Origin of the sequence: Noviherbaspirillum sp. (genome assembly GCF_035254865.1) — a bacterium.
In the GTDB taxonomy this organism is placed as follows: Bacteria; Pseudomonadota; Gammaproteobacteria; order Burkholderiales; family Burkholderiaceae_D; genus Noviherbaspirillum.
In genome coordinates, this window is sequence record NZ_DATFAF010000070.1 from 1 (window position 1) to 17980 (window position 17980).

The window sequence follows — 17980 nt, forward strand, 5'->3', positions numbered from 1 at the left end:
GGATAGCTGACCTGCTTTTCGCTGCCGGGCACGCGGGCGAGGAAGTCGCCGCGCGGTTCGGCGTAGTTGAGCAGCTTGCGCAGCTTCATGCCGATCCAGGCCGGATCGACCACGCGCATGTCGTGGCTGAGCAGCTTGCACAGGCCGTCCAGGGTATGCGGATGACCGCCGGTGAGCCACATGCTGTACGGGCGGCGGGTGCCGTCCGGCATCTGCAGTTCCTTGAGCATCAGCACGAAATCGTCTTCGGTGGCCGGGTTGCGCACATCCGCCACCCAGGCCAGCGTGCCGTCGGTGCCGGTCTTGGGCTCATGCGGCGCGAACAGCGCGTTGAGCACCGGCGACGTTTCGTTGTCCTGCTTGTCGAGTGCGCCGAGCTGGTTGTAACGCCATTCGACCAGCTTGGCGAAGGCGGCCGTCGCGCTCGGCACCTGAATCGACTGGCCGTTGGGCGGCATCGGCATTTCGAACGGATCGCCGTAGGCGCTGCCGAGCAGTGACAGGCGCTTGCGCAGCCAGGCGCGGTCGTTGGCGCGCATATCGGTCGACAGGGTCTTGGCGATCGCATCCAGGCCGCGCGGCGGCTGGCCGCCGAGCACCCAGACTTCGAACGGCACGCCGCCCTTGTCGGATACGGCGACCGCGAATTCGCCCTGCGGCGTGTCGATGATTTCGCTGATCCAGGCGGAGGCGCCGGCCGGCAGGCGCGGACGCGAGGGCCAGCGCAGCGATGCCAGCGGTGGCGTCATCGCCATTTCCGTCAGCACCAGACGCTTGTCCTGCTCGGACAGCGTGACCGGCTGCGGATTGGGATTGGCGGCAGGCACCGACAGCACCGCGCCGAGCACACCGTTGGGACGATAGGTGGTGATGCCTTTCAGGCCCTGGCGCCAGGCTTCCATGTAGAGGCCCTTGAAGTCCTCGTACGGATAGTCTTCCGGCACGTTGACCGTCTTGGAAATCGCGGCATCGATGTAGGGCGCGACGCTGGCGACCATCAGCATGTGATTGATGGCGGAGATTTCCAGCGCGGAGACAAAGGCTTCCGGCAGGCTGGCGGTGTCGTGGCCGAGCGCGCGATAGACGCGGTAGGCGTGGTCCTCGACGGTGTAGTCCTTCTTGGTGCCGTCGGGCATGCGCTTGGTGCGGTTGTAGAACCAGGAGAAGGCGGGCTCGATGCCGTTCGACGCGTTGTCGGCGAAGGCCAGCGAGATGGTGCCGGTCGGCGCGATCGAGGTCAGGTGCGAATTGCGGATGCCGTGCTTGCGGATCGCATCCTTGAGCGACTCCGGCAGGCGCGAGGCAAAACCGCCGGTCAGGTATTTGTCGGCGTCGAACAGCGGGAATGCGCCGCGCTCTTTCGCGAGGTCGATCGAACCTTCATAGGCGGCATCGCGCATCACGCGCGAGATCTCGCCGGCCAGCTTGCGGCCCTCTTCAGTGTCGTAGCACACGCCGAGCATGATCAGCGCATCGCCCAGGCCGGTGAAGCCGAGGCCGAGACGGCGCTTGGCATCCGCTTCGCGGGCCTGTTCCTGCAGCGGCCACTTGGTCGCGATCAGCACGTTGTCGAGCATGCGCACGGCGATCTTCGTGACTTTCGCCAGCGTCTCGAAATTGAACTTCGCGTCTTCGCTGAAGGGTTCCTCGACGTAGGCGGTGAGATTGAGGCTGCCGAGGCAGCAGCAGCCGTAATCCGGCAGCGGTTGTTCGCCGCAGGGATTGGTGGCTTCGATGCGTTCGCAATAGGCGAGATTGTTTTCCTGGTTGATGCGATCGAGGTAGAGCACGCCCGGTTCCGCGGCGTTGTAGGTGCTCTTCATGATCAGGTCCCAGATCTCGCGTGCCTTGACCTTCTTGTAGACCCACTTGTCGTCCTCGCGCTGGTAGGCGCCCTTCTCCTTGAAGTCGGTGTTGGGTTCAACGCTGTGCGCCAGTTCGAAGTCACCGTCCGCGTCGACCGCGCGCATGAATTCGTCGGTGACGCCGACCGAGACGTTGAAGTTGTTGAGCTGCCCCTTTTCCTGCTTGACCGTGATGAAGTCAAGAATGTCCGGATGGTCGACATTGAGCACGGCCATCTGCGCGCCGCGTCGTGCGCCGGCCGATTCCACGGTTTCGCAGGAACGGTCGAATACCTTCATGTAGGAGATCGGGCCGGAGGCGCTGCTGCCGGTGCCCTTCACCCGTGCGCCCTTGGGGCGGATGGCGGAGAAGTTGTAGCCGACGCCGCCGCCGCGGCGCATGGTTTCGGCGGCCTGTGCGAGAGCGGTATAGATGCCGGGCTTGCCGTGGTCGTCCTCGGTGATGGAATCGCCGACCGGCTGCACGAAGCAGTTGATGAGCGTGGTCTGCAGGCCGGTGCCGGCGGCGCTGCTGACGCGGCCGGCCGGAATGAAGCCTTGCCGCATCGCCCACAGGAAGTCGTCTGCATGCTTTTTGCGCGTCTTCTGCGGTTCAACCTCGGCCAGGGCTTTGGAGACACGGGTGATGACCTGTTCGATCGTGGTTTCGTCGCCTTTGGCGTATTTTTCGATCAGGACCTCGGTGGAGATGTCTTGTGGCTCGGCGAGCGCGATGACCGCGCTTTCTAGTTTATGCATGTATGACTCCTTGGAGCCGACGTCGGAGCGTCGGGCGATCGAATGAAAACGTGTTGCGGGTTCTGGTGTCGATGCACCTGCGATGTGACGGATGGCCATATCAAGGTGCGTTGTGTCGGATGGTTGCGGCGCTTGCCAGGACGGTCGTGCTGATTGAAAACCGGGTCGCGATCATGAAATCACTCGTTGGTCCTGGTAGCGTTGATTCGGGCCGGTCGAATGACCGAAAAAATCGATTTTGCGGCGGCTCTCGGTCCGGCTGGCCGGAAGTCATTCTAGCGAGGCCGTAAACGAAGTCACCTTGATCCAGATCAAGTATTTCCGGTGTGAAGGCCGCTTGTTCCGGCAGGCGAAAATGCTGCATTGCGAAAGAGTTTCCCCTGAAAAATCCTCCGGCATTGTGGCATGCAAAACGGTCGCCGCGTCACTCCTTTTTCCACTTGTTGTGGCCGACGAATTCTTCCCAGCTCAGGAAGCCGTCCTTGTTCTTGTCGTAGCGGTCGAAATTGTCCGCCTTGAAGGGCGCGACCTTGGCGACTTCGTCCCTGGTCAGCTTGCCATCCTTGTCGACATCGGCGGCGTCGAATTCGCCGACCGCCTGCTTGTAGGCGAGCCGGGCCATATCGCCCTTGCGGCCGCTCTGGTCAAGATCGGGGACGATGGACTGCGCGCTCGCCAAGCCGGCAATAGCCAAAAGAGCAAGCAGCAAGGAAGTTTTCATGAAACGCTCCGGAGCGGGAAAATAGTTCCATATGGTAACTCCCGACGCAGGCAGGACCAACGATTTCTGGCAAGGCCGCGCCAATTCTCCCCAGGCTGCAGGCAAAAAAAAAGCCCGCTGACCTTGCGGTAGCGGGCAAATCCAATTCTAGGAGAGTTGGAGGAGACAGGTTCACTATACTGCCCGCCCCATGCGATGTCTGCTTTATTGTGGTGATATCGGTTATACGATTCTTGTATATCTCGCCGGAAAAGAAAAACCCGCAAGGCTTTCACCTCGCGGGTCCCTGTCTCCATTCTCCATCCTTAAGTGGATTTTTTGTGCGGGAAATATTACACCGAAGTTACACATTTGGATATAGCCCGGACAAAGGTGGTTTTGCTGCGCCGCATCAATGCGCCACAACAAAAAAGCCCGCCGTAGCGAGCTTGCCATTGAATACAGGAGTAGATTCCTGACGCCCAGTCCTATCTGGAGAGTGGCCCCAGTTGAATGAATCTGCTCGTGTATCCGCACTCGATTGGTCGAATGCTTGGAGTAAATATAGCTTGCGGGAAACGCTGCCGCAAGATTTTTTTGCGCAAGAACCGCCTTGTTTTCAAGAGTGTAGCGCGGCGTTCAAAATACACTCCGCATGAATGTTGTGACAAGAAACGCAGGTCGCCGGATGCGGCTACACTGAAAAACATGACAAGCCTGTGACGATAATTCAGGCGCGCGGCGGTCGAACGGACTGCCTTTCCTTCTGATCGGACTGTCCATGCCTACCGTCATCAAGCACCGCCGGATCAACATCGTTACCCTCGCTCCCGGCGAAAGCATCACCGAACATTGCCGCAGCGGCGATATCGCCATCGTGCAGGACGAACAGGGCTGGTGGGCGCACTTTGTCGGCGACAACGGCGAGGTTTCTGGCTACGATGAGCCCTTCGAGTCCTACAACAAGGCACTCTGGACGGCGAAAGCCGCCGCAGAGTTTGCCGCCGAATGAGGCAGCGCGACAGCATCTCGGAATTGATGTGAAACAGCAGAATCAACAATAATCTGCGGCGGCCCGCGACAGCGCCGCGCCCTCGACGATAATTTCCCATTTTCCTGCGAACTTGCGCCGGACGCTTGCCGTGACGGTCAGCGCCGCCGATCGAAACCATACTGAATGAAACGAACAACCACTTTTGGAAAACGACTGGCTGCATGCGCCCTCGCCCTGCTGCTGGCGGCCTGCGCGCATACCGGCGACTGGGCTTCGCAACACAATCCCTTGAACGGCAAGGTATGGGACGTTGCCGGACGCCGCTACGTGGATCCCGCCGTGGTGCTGGAGCAGGCCGCATCGACCCGGCTGGTCCTGCTGGGCGAAATCCACGACAACCGCGAACACCATCGCATCCAGGCGCGCATCCTCGACGACATACTCAGGCATGGACGCCGCCCGGCGCTGGTGATGGAACAATACGACACCGACCAGCAGGACAAGATCACCACCGTGCTGCGCCAAAGCGAACCCGAAGGGAAGATGCGGGAGCTGTCGCAGCTGATGCGCACGAGCTGGGACTGGCCGATGTATGAGCCGATTGCAAGGCAGGCCGTGCAGCAGGGACTGCCGCTGGCCGCCGCCAACCTGTCGCGCGACATGACGCGCCAGGTTTCGCGCAACGGCTTTTCCGCGCTGGGCGCCGACGCGGAGAACCGGCTTGCGCTGGAAAGCGTGTGGACGCCGGAACGCCAGAAGCATCTGATCCATGAAGTCTATGCGGGACATTGCGGCAAGATTCCGGAACACGTGATCGGCGCGATTGCGAAGGCGCAGCGTGCGCGCGACGCGGTGATGGCCGATACGCTGCTCGGGTTCAGGGAAAACGGCGCGGTCGCCATCGTCGGCCGCGGCCACGCGCGCAAGGACATGGGCGTGCCGCTGTATCTCGCGGCGCGCGCGCCGGACACGTCGGTACTGTCGCTTGGTCTGGTGGAAACTGATACACCGACCGACCCGGAGGTATATGCCTACGGCCCGCTCGGCGCGCAATATGATTATTTATGGTTCACGCCGCGCACCCGCCGCAAGGTCGAGCCCTGCGACACGATTCCCTCCAAGCCCGGCGCAAGCAGCTGAACGGTCTCACTTGCGGCGTTGCGCCGACACCAGCGCCACGCCGGCGCAGGTGACCGCAATGCCGATGACGCTCAACCAGCCCGGCACCACGTCGAACATGATCCATTCCAGAAATACCGCGATGATGGGCGTGAGGAACAGCAGGCTGGTCACCTTGGCCGCATGACCGCGCCGCATCAATGTATGCAAGGCGTTCACCCCGAGAATCGAGGCGAAGATCACGAGGAACACGATCGACACCACCAGCTGCCAGCTCCAATGCACCACGAAGCCCTCAACGCGCCAGGCCAGCGGCGCCAGCACCAGCAGCGACACCACGAACTGGATGAAGGAAGAACTGCGCAAGTCAGCCGTCTTGCAGAAACTGCGCTGATACAAGGTGCCGACCGTGATCGAGCCCAGCGACAGGATGACCGCAAACAGGCTGGACACCGTCACTGCGCGCAGATTGAACTTGTGCCACACCACCAGCATCACCCCCGCCAGGCCAAGCGCGACGCCCAGCCACTGCCGCCAGCCGAGGTGTTCGCGCATGACGCGATGGGCAAACGCGGCGGTGAACAAGGGTTGCGTCGCCAGTATCAGGGCCGTCACGCCTGCCGACATGCCGAGGTACTGCGCGTAGTGGCTGCCGCTCAGGTAGATCGCATGCATCAGCAATCCCGCCACGCAGACATGGAACAGTTCGCGCCGATCGGCCGGCCACGCGGGCCGCGTGATGATCAGCAGGGGAATCAGGCACAACACTCCGAAGGCGTAGCGCAGCGACAGAAAGGTGAACGGTGCCGCGTAATGCATCCCGGTCTTGCTGGCGAGATAACCGGAGCCCCAGACCAGCACGAAGAACCAGGCGAGCATCGTATCGAAACGAGCATCAGCCTGTATTGACGAGGCGGCGGGTGAAGTCATCGGCAATCGCGGTGGAAGTGGTGCAAACAGTGGGACGAGTGTATCCGGATTTGCAATGACGCGTTGCGCACGCCGACGTGATGTCAGCGAGGCAAAGCTCACTTGCTGTCCAGCACCGTCGTGCCGTCCCAGTCCATGGCGGGTGGATGGGAACGCAGATGCGCGATGCGGTCGATGTAGAACTGCGCGACCGGATCGGACGGACAATCGCGCAGCACGATCTGCCACAATCGCTGCGCCTCATCCCAGTCCTGTCGGCGAAACGCCTGTATTGCCGCATCGTTTTCTTCCGTCATCGCGCCCAAGGTGTAGACCTGGATCGGCTCGCTCTTGCCCTTGACGCACAGCTTGTCCACCAACCGGCAATTCAGCCGTCCGTGCAGCGCATCGACTGTCGCCTGGCTGAGCAGGATGCCGGCGCCGTACAGTTTGTTCGCGCCTTCCAGGCGTGATGCGAGATTGACGCTGTCGCCGATCGCGGTGTAGTCGAAGCGCTCGGTCGAACCCATATTGCCGATCACCGCCATGCCTGTATGGATGCCGATGCGCATCGACAACGCCCCTGCCCCTTTCTGCTGCAAGGCGGCGTTGATCGACGCCATTGCCTGTTGCATGTTCAGCGCTGCCTCGCATGCATGCAAGGCGTGGTCGGCATCGGACAGGGGCGCGCCCCAGAATGCCATCACGGCGTCGCCGATGAACTTGTCGAGCGTACCGCCATGATCAAGGATGATTCGACCCATCTCCGTCAGATAGAGGTTCATCATTTCGGCGACTTCTTCCGGCTGCATTTTTTCCGAGATCGAGGTAAAGCCGGCCAGGTCGGAGAACAGCAGGGTGATTTCACGCCGCTCGCCGCCGAGCCGCAGGCGCTCAGGATGGGCGAGCATCTGTTCGATCACGGCGGAAGACACATAGTGGCCGAAGGCGCGCCGGATCTCGGCACGCTTGCGTCGTTCGTCGATGAAGGCTGCCGCGCCGAACAGCAGGTAACTCAGGAACAAGCCGAGCAAGGGCGCAAAGACCGGCCACCAGATATCCGCGTAAACGAACAGGCCCGCCGCCACGGCAACGCACCCGCCGGCGAGCAGCAGCAGACGCAGGCTTCCCTGCCACGGCGCCCACTGCCGGAATGCCAGCAGGGACAGCAGCATCAGGCCCGCGAGCAGAGCGGCTCTCGTACCCTGCCCAGCCTCTCCCGCCACGCGCCCGCGCATGGCGGCGTCGATCATGTTGGCATTGATTTCCACGCCGGACATGCGACGCAGGTTGCGCCAGGAGTAAGGTGTGCAATACATGTCCGCCTTGAGCTGCGGGCTGTCGTCCAGCACCATGCCGATCAGCAGGATGCGCCCCTTGAAAAAGCCGCGCGGCAGAAACTGTTTCGGATGCAGCGCCTGGTAGTAGGACACGTAGGAAAAGCCTTGCGGCGGAGCGGCGTAGCGCAGCATTCCACGCGGCGGAAACCGACCTGGATCGACGGGCTTGCCGGCTGCTTCGAGAATCGCCTGGCCGAAGGAGTTGTCGAACGCCGGGAAGCGGCGGATGCACGATCCGGACAAGGGCATTCGCGCAATGCCGGTTCTGGCACCCGCCTGCAGCAAGGATTGCAAGGGCAGGATTTCCCTCTCCTGCGCGATATAGGCATCTTCGCGCTGTTCCCAATCGGCGGCCAGCACCACGTTGCCTGCACGGCGGATTGCGTCGGCAAGACGGCGGTCGTGTTCCGGCGTGGACGGCTCGGCGAACACGACGTCGAAGGCAATCACGCTCGCCCCCTCTTCCTTGAGGCGGTCGATCAGTTCCGCATGCGTGCCACGCGGCCACGGCCATTGCTGCTGGAATTCCGCCATGCTGGGCTCGTCGATCCCGACGATGGTGATCGGGCTGTCAGCCGCAGCGGGCGACGCCGCGATGGTCAGCCAGTCGAAATTGTTTTCCTCCAGCCGCTCCCACCATGCGCTGAGGCCGAGCACGAACAGCGCGGCCCATACGAGGATCACGCCGCCGTACAGGCCGATGGAGCGAAGGGATATGCGCGGCATGCTAGCTCCGGTATTCGAGGCCGAGCAGCAAGGTCCTGCGGATGCCCGGATAATCGCGCGCCACCCGGTAGCGGCGATCGAAGAGATTGCTGACCGACAGCGTCCAGGACCAATGCTTCGGCGCGGGCTGCCAGTTGATGCTGGCGTTGGTGATCCAGTAGCCGGCGAGCTTCGTCGTGTTGGCGAGGTCGGCTTGCGTCGGGCCTGTGTACGACTGCGCGAGACTGAAGCGGATCTGCGCCGGATGCACCCAGGTGGCGCCGAAGTTGAACGTGCGTTCCGGCATCAGCGGCAGCGATTTACCGGCGTTGGCGGCATCATGATTGACCGAATGCACCTGGCGCCAGGTCGCGGCCAGCCCCCAGCGTTCTCCGAGCCAGAGATTGGCACCGGCTGCGACGCTGCGGACAGTCGCGCCGCGCGCAAGCAGCACATCCCAGGGATTGGCCGATGGCATGGCAAAGCCGTCGACGTCCTGCTCTCCGACGCGCACGAAGCTCATCAGCCGCTCGTTCCACTCGCTGTCCCACTGCAGCTGACGCGAAGTGCTGACGCCGCCGTTGGCCACATAGGCATCCGCCACGCCGAGCCCGACGGTTGTCATCGGCCCCAGCGATCCGACCATGGGTAGGCCGGACTGGCGCTGGTAGGCGGCGCGCAACCAGTGATTCTCGGCCACGGTCCAGGCGATGCCGACATGCGGATGCGTGCGGTTGCCGTTGCGTGTGCCGTCGTCGGTGTGCTGCAGCTTCAGGCCGGCATCGAGCAGCAGGCGGCTTGAAATCGGCCAGCGTGCGCTGGCATAGACTTGTCCGAAATTGTTGGCGATGCTGTTTGTCTGCGCCTGCAGCAGCGGCGTCGCATAGGGGAAGAACACGGCCGGGAAGGTCGGGTCCGGCATGCCGCCCGTCATCGCAGGCGGCACGGCGCCAATATCGGAGAAGACCAGGATGCCGTTGGCATCGACACGCCCGGTGGTGCGCATGGTGTCGATGCGGCTCCCGCTCCATGCCCATTCCGCGCCGTAGCTCGCCTGCAGCGGGCCGATGTCGAGCAGGCGCTTGGCCTGCAGTTGCGTGAACCGCGCCAAGGCTTTCTGGCTTTGCCGCGTGTCCAGGTCGAGGCCGGCCGGCAGCGTGGTCGCGAGGCCGGTCCATCCTGGCATGGTCGCGCCGACGACATAGGTCGGGAAAGCCGGATCGAAGGTGGCGTCGACGATCCCCTGGCGATACAGGTCGCGCGTCTGCTCCAATCCGAATTGCGTGACCAGCGAGTAATCCAGTGGCGACAGCGTGTTGCCGTAAGGGTCGGCATTGCGAAGCCGGTTGCGGTCGCGCGCCGCGAATGCGGACAACAGCAGTTCGTCATGGTAGCCGAGCCGGCGATGCAGGCCGATATTGCCGTTGATCGACGTGGCGTCGGCGCGGTCGTCGAAATCCGGCGCCGAGAGCGATCCTGGCAAGCCGTTCTTCGTGCGCGATGCGCTGAGGCGCAGCAGCACGCCGGTATCCGCATTCGGCGTCGCGCCGAGCGCAGCGGTGACGCTTTCATTCCTGGCATCGGCATTGGTGCGCGTGCCCGGCTCAAAGTTGCGCGACGCGCTGACGAAATAGGAAAGCGAGGATGGCGACATGCCATCGCGTACGAATCCCAGCGCGGTGACCGACTGGCTGTTTGCGATATGCCCGGCTTCGCTGGCAAAGCTCGCGCCGGCCATCAGGTCGTGGTGCGGGCGGCGCGGACCGAATTCGCTGTAGCGCGGTGTGCTGCTGACGGCGGACGGATCAAGCAGCAGGCCCTGCATCAGGCTGCCCAGGCGGGCGTTGCTCGATTCATAGAGCGTGCCCGCGCTGAAATGGCTGTTCGCCCAGTAGGGGTTGTAGGCGCGTTGCGAGAGGAAGTCGCCCCAATTCGCCAGTCCCAGATTGCCGTAGGCCGACGCCAGGCCGGAATTGCCGGACTGGCTGTTCTGCACACCGTCGATCGATGCTTCGCCGCTTTTCATGTAGATGTCGAAGGCGCTGCGCGCGTAGCGGATGGCCTTGCCCGCCTCCGCCTGGTCCTGCGCGATCAGGCTCTTGAGCAAGTGCGGCAAGGGCGTGTTGACATCGTAGCGGATGGCGCTGTCGAGTGCGCTGTCGGTCGCCTTGAAACGCTCGTCGCGGTAGTACGCGACCGCCAGCAGGGTCTGCGCTTCGGACAGGCCGGGATTCAGCAACACCGCCTTCAGCAGCCAGTCGAGTGCTTCCTCGTTCTTTCCCCGCGCCAGCGCAACAAGGCCCAGCCCTTCCGGCCCGGTGGCAAGCGCGGGATGCGTGTCGACCACATGCCGCAGCAGCGCTTCGGCTTCCTCCAGCCGGTCCTGCGTGATCAGCAGGGTGGCCAAGTTCGCATGGAATTCCGGCGCGGACGGCATGAGTTCGATGGCGCGCCGGAGCGCCGCCTCGGCGCCCCTGTTGTCGCCCAGGTCCTGGCAGGCCAGCCCGAGATCGTTCCAGAGCTGCGCATAGCCAGGCGCCAGCTCGATCGCGCGCAATGCCCGCTGCTTCGCGCGCTGCGGGTCAGGCAGCATCTTGACGTGATACAGGGCGTCGAGATGCTGCAGGTAGGGATTGACCGGGTCGAGCGCCTGGCCGGCATCGAGCTGCTTGCGCATCTGCGGTGCATCGCCGAGCAGCATGTGAAGATGCGCCAGGATGATCGGGAAGCGCACTTCGTGCGGAAAGCGCTGCATCGCGTCGGCGGCGACGGCCAGCGCCTGCTCGAGCTCACCCCGGAAGGCCAGCCGCCACGTGTGCGCCAGCGCGACCTCGGCGAAATCGCCGAACTCTTGGCCGATGCTGTCCAACTCCTCGCCGGCACGCACGAACTCCCGCTTGCGGATTAGCACGCCATAATGCCCTAGGCGCAGCGCCATTCGCTCGCGCCTGCCTTCGGGCATAGCCTTGTCCAGCAGTTGTTCGGCGTCGTCGATGCGCTCCTGCTGCAAGGCGATCAGGCCATCGACCAGCGCGATGCGCCCGGCCGGCTCGCCATTGGTACGCGCCTGCGCCAGCAGCCTTTGCGCCTGCTCGTATTCCATCATGTCGAAGGCCTGCTGCGCGCGCAGCAGCGAGGATGCGCCGACTGATGGCGTGCGCGACAGTTTTTCGCGCAAGGCCGTGGCGGTGTCGCCGGTGAGAGAGATGAGGTCGATCCAGCCGGTCGACAATTGCCATTGCGCCTGGTCTTTCGGCTGCACAATGTAGCGCTTGACCGGTGCCTTTCCCTTTTCGGCAAACGCGGCCTCGCCGCGCTCGACCAAGACTTCGCCGAACTCATTGAAGAACCTTACCTGGCCCGACAGCACCGTGAGGGCTGACGCTCCCTTGTCGTCACTCGTCAGCGACCAGTCGGTACCGCGCACCGATACTGTGGCCGACGGCGTGTCGATGCTGAGGCCGGAAGGCACGGTCTTGGCGCGCATCCAGACGCCGCCACGCTCGAGATGCAGGCGAGTATTGCCTTGCGTGCGGCGTCCGATGTTCTTGATCTGCAGGGTGGTATTGGCATGGATGCGGATCTGGGTTTCATCGCGAAACAGCACGCTCAGGCCACCGTACGCGCCTGTGCGCAGGTTGTCGCCCTCGGCCAGCGACTGCTGCACGTCGAGGCGGCGCCAGCCGGGCATCTCGACCGGATTGAGCTGCTCGTCGCCCTTGCTGGCGACCACCTGGCCGACCGTGTCGACCCTGCGCGTGAGCGCTTGCGCGCATGCTGTGCCCGCCGTACCCGCCACGATGCAGGCCAACGATATGGCCCAGGCGATCCTCGCCATTTGGTTTTCCCTTCCTCCGGTATTCGACTGCGATATGCCTGTTGCCGGCCGTGCGGCTTTCGGCCGTTCAGGCCTTCGGAATGTTATTTCCTCAAAGTAATTCAACTCATTGACTTCAGTCAACTTTCTCTGGCAAGCACGGCTTTCTGTCGCGCGGGCGCAAACAATGCGTCTTGCGCGGGAATGGCATAATTCCGACGATCCGAACACCTGCAGGAAAGCACAGGAATGACATTCAGCGAGAAGTCCGGCGTGCAGTTCGCCGGCATACCCTGGAAAGGCAGGACGATCCAGCTCGAGTACCAGTACATAGGCGCAGCCGATTCCCCGTATCCGGTCGTGGTGTTCCTGCATGAAGGACTGGGATCGATTGCAATGTGGCGCGACTTTCCGGAACACTTCTGCAATGAACACGGCTTGCGCGGCCTGATGTACTCGCGCTACGGCTATGGCCGCTCGACGCCGCGTCCGGCCGACGAGACACTCTCGCCGGCTTACCTGCACGAGCAGGCGCTGGAAGTGCTGCCCGCCCTGCTGTCGCAACTTGGGGTGCAGCGGCCCTGGCTGTTTGGCCACAGCGACGGCGGTTCGATCGCGCTGCTGTATGCGGCGAATTTCCCCGACGCGGTCAGCGGGCTTGTGGTGGTCGCACCGCACATCTTTGTTGAAGAACTGACGGTCGACGGCATTCGCAAGGTGCGCGAAACATACCTGAACAGCGACTTTCCACGCAGGCTGGCGCGTTATCACACCGACGGCGACTCGGTGTTCTGGGGCTGGAACGACGCATGGCTCGATCCGGCATTCCGCGGCTGGAATATCGAAGACCAGCTCGGCAAGATTCGCTGCCCGGTGCTCGCGCTGCAAGGCGAAGACGACGAGTACGGCACGCTGGAACAAATCTACGGGATAGAACGGCTGGTGCCCAACGCCAGGGCCGTGCCGCTGGCGCAGTGCGGCCATGTCCCGCACCGCGATCAGCCTGCGCTATTGAGCGCGCAGGCGGGCAGCTTCATCACTGGTTACTTGCCGCGCAGGTAGACGTTGTCGTCGAAGGTCAGCACCCACTCCGGACGGTACACGGTGAAGATCGTCAGCAGAAACCCGGTCAGGAAGGATTCGCCCCAGGCCAGCAGCAGCATGTAGGCGACGGCATCTCCTCCGACCGGCCCTGCCCAGAGCCGGTAGACGACGAGCGAAGCCAGATCGGTGGCCACCAGCATCGCCATCGCGCCAAAGAAGCCGTTGCCCAGCAAATAGATGAAGATGTGATGCGGCAGATAGCGCCGCGTCGCACGCATCACCGCTTCGCCGCACCAGGCGGGAAAGACCGCCAGCATCAGGATATTCAGTCCGATATTGCCCCACAGCCCGTCCTGCAGCGCCGTGGAGGCGATCACCGCCAGGCTGAGGCCGACCGTCGCCAAGGGCCGCCCGAACATCAGGACGAACAGCGGCACGCCCAGCAACTGCAGGGCGATGCCATTGCCGATGCGTACATCCATGCGCCACAGCAGAGGCAGGACAATGACGAAAAAGCACCAGGCAGAAAAAGCGCCGATCCGGTCAGCGCGCTGCCATTGCGTGCTTCTGGCGTCGCGCACCAGCGCGACCGCAGCGGCCGCTACCGTCAGGTAGGCGAGCGCCGGGGGAAGAGAAACATCGAATATGCCCATGGCCCATTATAGAAAATCGGGCAAAGCCGACGGCATGCAGCCATGCGCGGCTGCATGAAAAAAGCCCGCCGAAGCGGGCCTGGTACGTCTGTGCGGCATCAGCCTTTCTTCAGGCAGTCGCTCATGAATTTCTTGCGCTCGTCGCCTTTCATGCCCTTGGCCTGCGCATTGCAGGTCTTCATCTTTTCCTGCTGCGCCTTTTGCGCTTCGCTTACCTTCGGCTTGCTGCTCAGGCATTCCTTCATGAAGGCCTTGCGCTCATCGCCTTTCTTCGCGCCAGCCTCCTTGTTGCATGAAGCCATCTTGTTTTGCTGCTCGGTTGCCGCGAAGGCGGAGTTCAGCAGAAATGGCAGGGCGAGCAATGCCGCGCCGATCAGTTTTTTCATTATTGCCTCCTTTGCACGGGTTCAGGGAACACATCGACTTCATTACAGCACATTTTTGCCTCGACATTCCATTTTTTTAAATTGGCTCCTGAAGGCAATTCATCGCCTCGTGCGTAGGAAAAGTCTTACCCCGCGCTTCCCGACTTCCGACCTTTTTTTTCATCCGCTGGCCGATGTTCTTTACATCCGACAATCGACATAATCCATTCACCGATTGCCCATACGCAAATCGCATGCACTGAAAGAAGTTTCGTACTTGTTCATAACTTATTCGATAACAGGAACAACAATGTCAACGATACAACTCTCCGATACCCGGTCCGCCGCACTGCATTCCGCAAGCGCGACGGCGACCGTTCCCGGCTGGCAGCGTCAGGGCAAGCTATGGTCCAATCTGAAAGAAGTCTGCGATCTGCTGCGCATTCCGGCGTCCGCGCGTGTTGCCGGCGACGAACTGCAGTTCCAGCACATGCAATTCAAGGCGGGACAGCGCATTCATACCATCGGCCAACCCTTCGACATGCTGTACATCGTCTATTCCGGCTTTCTGAAGTCGGTCATGATCGATGAGGCCGGCAACGAGCAGGTGCTCGGCTTCCCGATGAAGGGCGACATGTTCGGCATCGACGGCATTCATTCCAGGGTGTATTCGACCGAGACGGTGGCCCTGTCCAACTGCGAAGTGATCCTGGTGCCGTTCAAGATCTTTTCCTCGCTGGGCCGCACCCATTCCGAGCTGGAAGCCGCGATCTACGGCGTGATGAGCCGCGAACTGGTGCGCGAGCAGTCGATGGTCGGCACGCTCGGCTCCCTGAGCGCGGAGGCGCGCGTGGCCCGCTTCCTGGTGTTCCTGTCGGAACGCTTTACCGACATGGGCTACTCGGGCAAGCAGTTCAACCTGCGCATGACGCGTCAGGAAATCGGAAACTACCTCGGCCTGACGCTGGAGACCGTCAGCCGCACGTTTTCGGCCTTCAATTCCATCGGCCTGATCTCGGTCGATCAGCGTGCGATCGTATTGCACGATGTGCAGGCATTGCGGACGCTGCGCCGCCTGCCGCCTTCGCATTCGCGTTCCAAGCAAAAGCCGGCTGCCGCGCCTCAATTGACGGCGGCGTAAGCACTACGCCACCACCTGCACGCATCGCGTGCCTGCCTGCAGCAGCTGCTCGATCGCCTTGACCGGCAGCGGGTGGCTGATGCAGGCGCCCTGGATCTCGTCGCAGGAGGTGGTGCGCAGAAAGTCGAGATGCTGTTGCGTCTCGACGCCTTCGGCGACCACCGACAACTGCAAGGCGTGCGCCAGCGTGATGATGGCTTCGGCCAGCTTCCATGTCCCGGCGTCTTCGGGGCGCGCCTGCAGCAGGAATGAACGGTCGAGTTTCAGGCTGTCGAGCGGGAAGCGGCACAGGTAGGATAGCGACGAATAGCCGGTGCCGAAATCATCGACTGCCAGCCGCAGGCCCAGCCCCTTCAATTCCTTCAGCAATCCGGCCGCCTGCTCAGCGTCTTCCATCAGTGCGGTCTCGGTCAATTCCAGTTCAAGCCGGCTTGCCGGCAATCCGCTGTCGCGCAAGGCGTCGATCACCGTCGTCAGCAGCTTCTGGCTGCGCAACTGGCGCGCGGACAGGTTGACGGAAATGCGCAAAGGCCGTCGGAAACGCGCGCTCCATTGCTGCGCCTGCCGTGTCGCATGGTGCAGCACCCAGGCGCCGATCTCGTCGATCAGGCCGCTCTCTTCGGCCAGCGGAATGAATTCGTTCGGCGAGATCGGGCCGAGCTCCGGATGATTCCAGCGCAGCAGCGCTTCCATGCCGGTGATTTCCCCCGTCGCCAGCTCGACGCGCGGTTGATAGTGGACATCGAATTCCTTGCGCTCCAAGGCGTGACGCAATGCGCCCTGCAAGAGCATGCGCGAGCGCGAGGCGGCACCCATTTCCGGAGTGAAAAGACAATAGCAGTTGCCGCCCGATCCCTTGGCGCGGTACAGCGCGGTGTCGGCATTCTGCAGCAGGATGTCGCTGCTTGCGCCGTCGCGCGGGTAGAGGGCAACGCCGACCGATGCGGAAACCTTGACCTCATATCCGGCGATCTCGATCGGCTTGTCGACCGCCTCGCAAAGCTTCTCGGCCAGGCGAACGGCCGATCGTTCGCCGTACTTGCACTCGGCCAGCACCACGAATTCGTCGCCGCCGAGGCGGGCAACCATGTCGTCCACCCGCACCAGTTGCCGCAGGCGTGCGGCGACCTCCTTCAACAGCATGTCGCCGGCCGCATGGCCGAGCGAATCGTTGACTTCCTTGAAGTCGTCGAGGTCGATGAACAGGACGGCCTGGCACATCGTCGCGCAACCCGCATCCAGGCGCTGCTTGAGGCGCTCCTGCAGCCGGGCGCGGTTGGGCAATTCGGTCAGCACGTCGCAGGTCGCCAGCCGCTCCAGCGCCCGCGCGGTGCGCACTTCGCGCGTGACATCACGGCTGACGCCGCGGTAGCCGCGGAACACGCCGTTCTCGCTGTACGGCTCGCCGGATATGCGCAGATAACGGACCACGCCCGGATAGGCTGCCAGTTCGGCCGGATACAGCAGGTCGTGAAAAGGCTTGCGCTCCGCCATCGCCTCCAGCGCGGCAAGCAGGCCCGGCTCCGACTGATCCTTCACATGCGCGGTGATGCTGGTGCCGAGCAATTCCTCGGGATGTATGCCAAGCCGGTCGAGAACGCCTTCGGAAAATACCGTGAAGCGCAGTGCCGTATCGGTTTCCCAGTACCAGTCGGACGAGAGCGTGGTCAGACTGCGAAAACGTTCCTCGCGGCGCCGCAGCTCCTGCTCTGCCTCGATTTGCGCGGTGATGTCGCGCGCGACCGAAACAATCCCGAGCTTGAGCCCGGTGTGCGGGTCGCGGATGGTGCGCGTGGTCGCGCCGAGCCAGACCCAGTGGCCGTTCTTGTGGCGGAAGCGAATGTTGACCAGCGCGCGCCGCTGCGCGGGCGTGCGCTTCGCGTCTTCCTTAAGGTCGTCCGGATGGATGTAGTCGTAGACATGGGTGCCGATCAGTTCGTGCGCCTCGTAACCCAGCGTGTCCTTGTGCGACGGCGAGACATAGACATAAACGTTGTCCGCATCGCTGTGCGAAATCATGTCGCCCGCAAACTCGGTCATCAGGCGATGCTCCAGCTCGCTGCGTGCGAGGCGGTCGACCGCATCGTGGCTGGCCGACACGTCGACGATGGTTCCGAAGTAGCCGCTCAGCCGGCCATCAGGTGCGAAGCGTGGCGCGGCGGTTTCCATGATCCAGCGCGATGAGCCGTCGCTGCACAGCAGGCGGTAGTTGACCTGGTATTCGCGCTGATGCTGCCTGGCGTCCAGAATCGCCCGCGTGGCCGATGCACAATCATCCGGATGCATGAAGCGCTGCCAGTCGGCGAAACTGACCTGGCCCGGGTCGTCCAGGCCCTGCATCGCGCTCGGATTCAGATAGGTGCAGCGGCCCTGGAGGTCGGTCTCCCATACAATCATCGCCGCACAATCGGCGAGGCGGCGCGTGATCTCCTGCACACTGCGAGCACCGGGAGTGATGACGATCATTGCGATTCCAAGCCCTTTCCAAGCCTGCCGGTTTTCCGGGCTCGGCGGAACTATCCTCCGCCGTCAGGAACAACCTCTCGATTCAAGCGCTTGCTTCATGAAAAATCTGCGTCGCTGCGGCGCG

Annotated in this window: 12 protein-coding genes; 4 read left to right on the plus strand and 8 right to left on the minus strand. The window is 62.8% G+C overall.

The features are described from left to right. On the minus strand, positions 1–2603 hold a 2603-nt coding region (locus VJ651_RS16135), incomplete at its 3' end, for an adenosylcobalamin-dependent ribonucleoside-diphosphate reductase (RefSeq protein ID WP_324108428.1). 424 nt (positions 2604–3027) lie between these two features. Beyond that, complete coding sequence (locus VJ651_RS16140; protein WP_324108429.1) at positions 3028–3324, minus strand: hypothetical protein; 297 nt, start codon at positions 3322–3324, stop codon at positions 3028–3030. A 760-nt stretch (positions 3325–4084) separates the two neighbouring features. Here VJ651_RS16140 and VJ651_RS16145 point away from each other — a divergent pair. Together VJ651_RS16145 and VJ651_RS16150 are read left to right on the plus strand one after the other, a co-directional pair. Continuing rightward, positions 4085–4315, plus strand: a complete 231-nt coding sequence (locus VJ651_RS16145; RefSeq protein ID WP_324108430.1) for a hypothetical protein — start codon at positions 4085–4087, stop codon at positions 4313–4315. Positions 4316–4480: 165 nt separating this feature from the next. Next, complete coding sequence (locus VJ651_RS16150; protein WP_324108431.1) at positions 4481–5437, plus strand: ChaN family lipoprotein; 957 nt, start codon at positions 4481–4483, stop codon at positions 5435–5437. A gap of 6 nt (positions 5438–5443) precedes the next feature. Here VJ651_RS16150 and VJ651_RS16155 read toward each other — a convergent pair whose 3' ends face one another. From VJ651_RS16155 to VJ651_RS16165, 3 genes are all read right to left on the minus strand, one after another. Then, the gene (locus VJ651_RS16155; RefSeq protein ID WP_324108432.1) at positions 5444–6346 is read right to left on the minus strand and encodes a DMT family transporter; all 903 of its coding nucleotides are present in this window, start codon (positions 6344–6346) and stop codon (positions 5444–5446) included. Positions 6347–6444: 98 nt separating this feature from the next. Further along, positions 6445–8391: an adenylate/guanylate cyclase domain-containing protein gene (locus tag VJ651_RS16160; RefSeq protein ID WP_324108433.1), complete on the minus strand. Its 1947-nt coding sequence runs from the start codon at positions 8389–8391 to the stop codon at positions 6445–6447. Between the two features lies 1 nt (position 8392). After that, complete coding sequence (locus VJ651_RS16165) at positions 8393–12208, minus strand: TonB-dependent receptor domain-containing protein (RefSeq protein ID WP_324108434.1); 3816 nt, start codon at positions 12206–12208, stop codon at positions 8393–8395. Between the two features lie 228 nt (positions 12209–12436). Here VJ651_RS16165 and VJ651_RS16170 point away from each other — a divergent pair, with 228 nt between their 5' ends. Beyond that, on the plus strand, positions 12437–13249 hold the full coding sequence (locus tag VJ651_RS16170; RefSeq protein WP_324108435.1) for an alpha/beta hydrolase: 813 nt from the start codon (positions 12437–12439) through the stop codon (positions 13247–13249). Here VJ651_RS16170 and VJ651_RS16175 read toward each other — a convergent pair. Both VJ651_RS16175 and VJ651_RS16180 read right to left on the minus strand, forming a co-directional pair. Then, complete coding sequence (locus tag VJ651_RS16175; protein ID WP_324108436.1) at positions 13231–13884, minus strand: energy-coupling factor ABC transporter permease; 654 nt, start codon at positions 13882–13884, stop codon at positions 13231–13233. The two genes, VJ651_RS16170 and VJ651_RS16175, sit on opposite strands and share 19 nt — an antisense overlap. A gap of 98 nt (positions 13885–13982) precedes the next feature. Continuing rightward, the gene (locus VJ651_RS16180; protein ID WP_324108437.1) at positions 13983–14270 is read right to left on the minus strand and encodes a PsiF family protein; all 288 of its coding nucleotides are present in this window, start codon (positions 14268–14270) and stop codon (positions 13983–13985) included. A gap of 289 nt (positions 14271–14559) precedes the next feature. On the opposite strand from VJ651_RS16180, the gene VJ651_RS16185 reads away from it, so the two are divergent. Continuing rightward, positions 14560–15390 carry a Crp/Fnr family transcriptional regulator gene (locus VJ651_RS16185; RefSeq protein ID WP_324108438.1) on the plus strand — a complete coding sequence of 277 codons (831 nt, stop codon included), beginning with the start codon at positions 14560–14562 and terminating at the stop codon, positions 15388–15390. A gap of 3 nt (positions 15391–15393) precedes the next feature. Here VJ651_RS16185 and VJ651_RS16190 read toward each other — a convergent pair whose 3' ends face one another. Then, a complete protein-coding gene (locus tag VJ651_RS16190; protein WP_324108439.1) occupies positions 15394–17856 on the minus strand; it encodes a sensor domain-containing protein in 2463 nt (820 codons plus the stop codon). Between the last annotated feature and the right edge of the window lie 124 nt (positions 17857–17980).

Excerpts from the sequence above, each read along its gene's own strand:
- VJ651_RS16175 (WP_324108436.1), bottom strand. The coding sequence starts at position 13,884 with ATGGGCATATTCGATGTTTCTCTTCCCCCGGCGCTCGCCTACCTGACG.
- VJ651_RS16160 (WP_324108433.1), bottom strand. The coding sequence starts at position 8,391 with ATGCCGCGCATATCCCTTCGCTCCATCGGCCTGTACGGCGGCGTGATC.
- VJ651_RS16155 (WP_324108432.1), bottom strand. The coding sequence starts at position 6,346 with ATGACTTCACCCGCCGCCTCGTCAATACAGGCTGATGCTCGTTTCGAT.
- VJ651_RS16180 (WP_324108437.1), bottom strand. The coding sequence starts at position 14,270 with ATGAAAAAACTGATCGGCGCGGCATTGCTCGCCCTGCCATTTCTGCTG.
- VJ651_RS16190 (WP_324108439.1), bottom strand. The coding sequence starts at position 17,856 with ATGATCGTCATCACTCCCGGTGCTCGCAGTGTGCAGGAGATCACGCGC.
- VJ651_RS16170 (WP_324108435.1), top strand. The coding sequence starts at position 12,437 with ATGACATTCAGCGAGAAGTCCGGCGTGCAGTTCGCCGGCATACCCTGG.
- VJ651_RS16165 (WP_324108434.1), bottom strand. The coding sequence starts at position 12,208 with ATGGCGAGGATCGCCTGGGCCATATCGTTGGCCTGCATCGTGGCGGGT.
- VJ651_RS16140 (WP_324108429.1), bottom strand. The coding sequence starts at position 3,324 with ATGAAAACTTCCTTGCTGCTTGCTCTTTTGGCTATTGCCGGCTTGGCG.
- VJ651_RS16145 (WP_324108430.1), top strand. The coding sequence starts at position 4,085 with ATGCCTACCGTCATCAAGCACCGCCGGATCAACATCGTTACCCTCGCT.
- VJ651_RS16185 (WP_324108438.1), top strand. The coding sequence starts at position 14,560 with ATGTCAACGATACAACTCTCCGATACCCGGTCCGCCGCACTGCATTCC.
- VJ651_RS16150 (WP_324108431.1), top strand. The coding sequence starts at position 4,481 with ATGAAACGAACAACCACTTTTGGAAAACGACTGGCTGCATGCGCCCTC.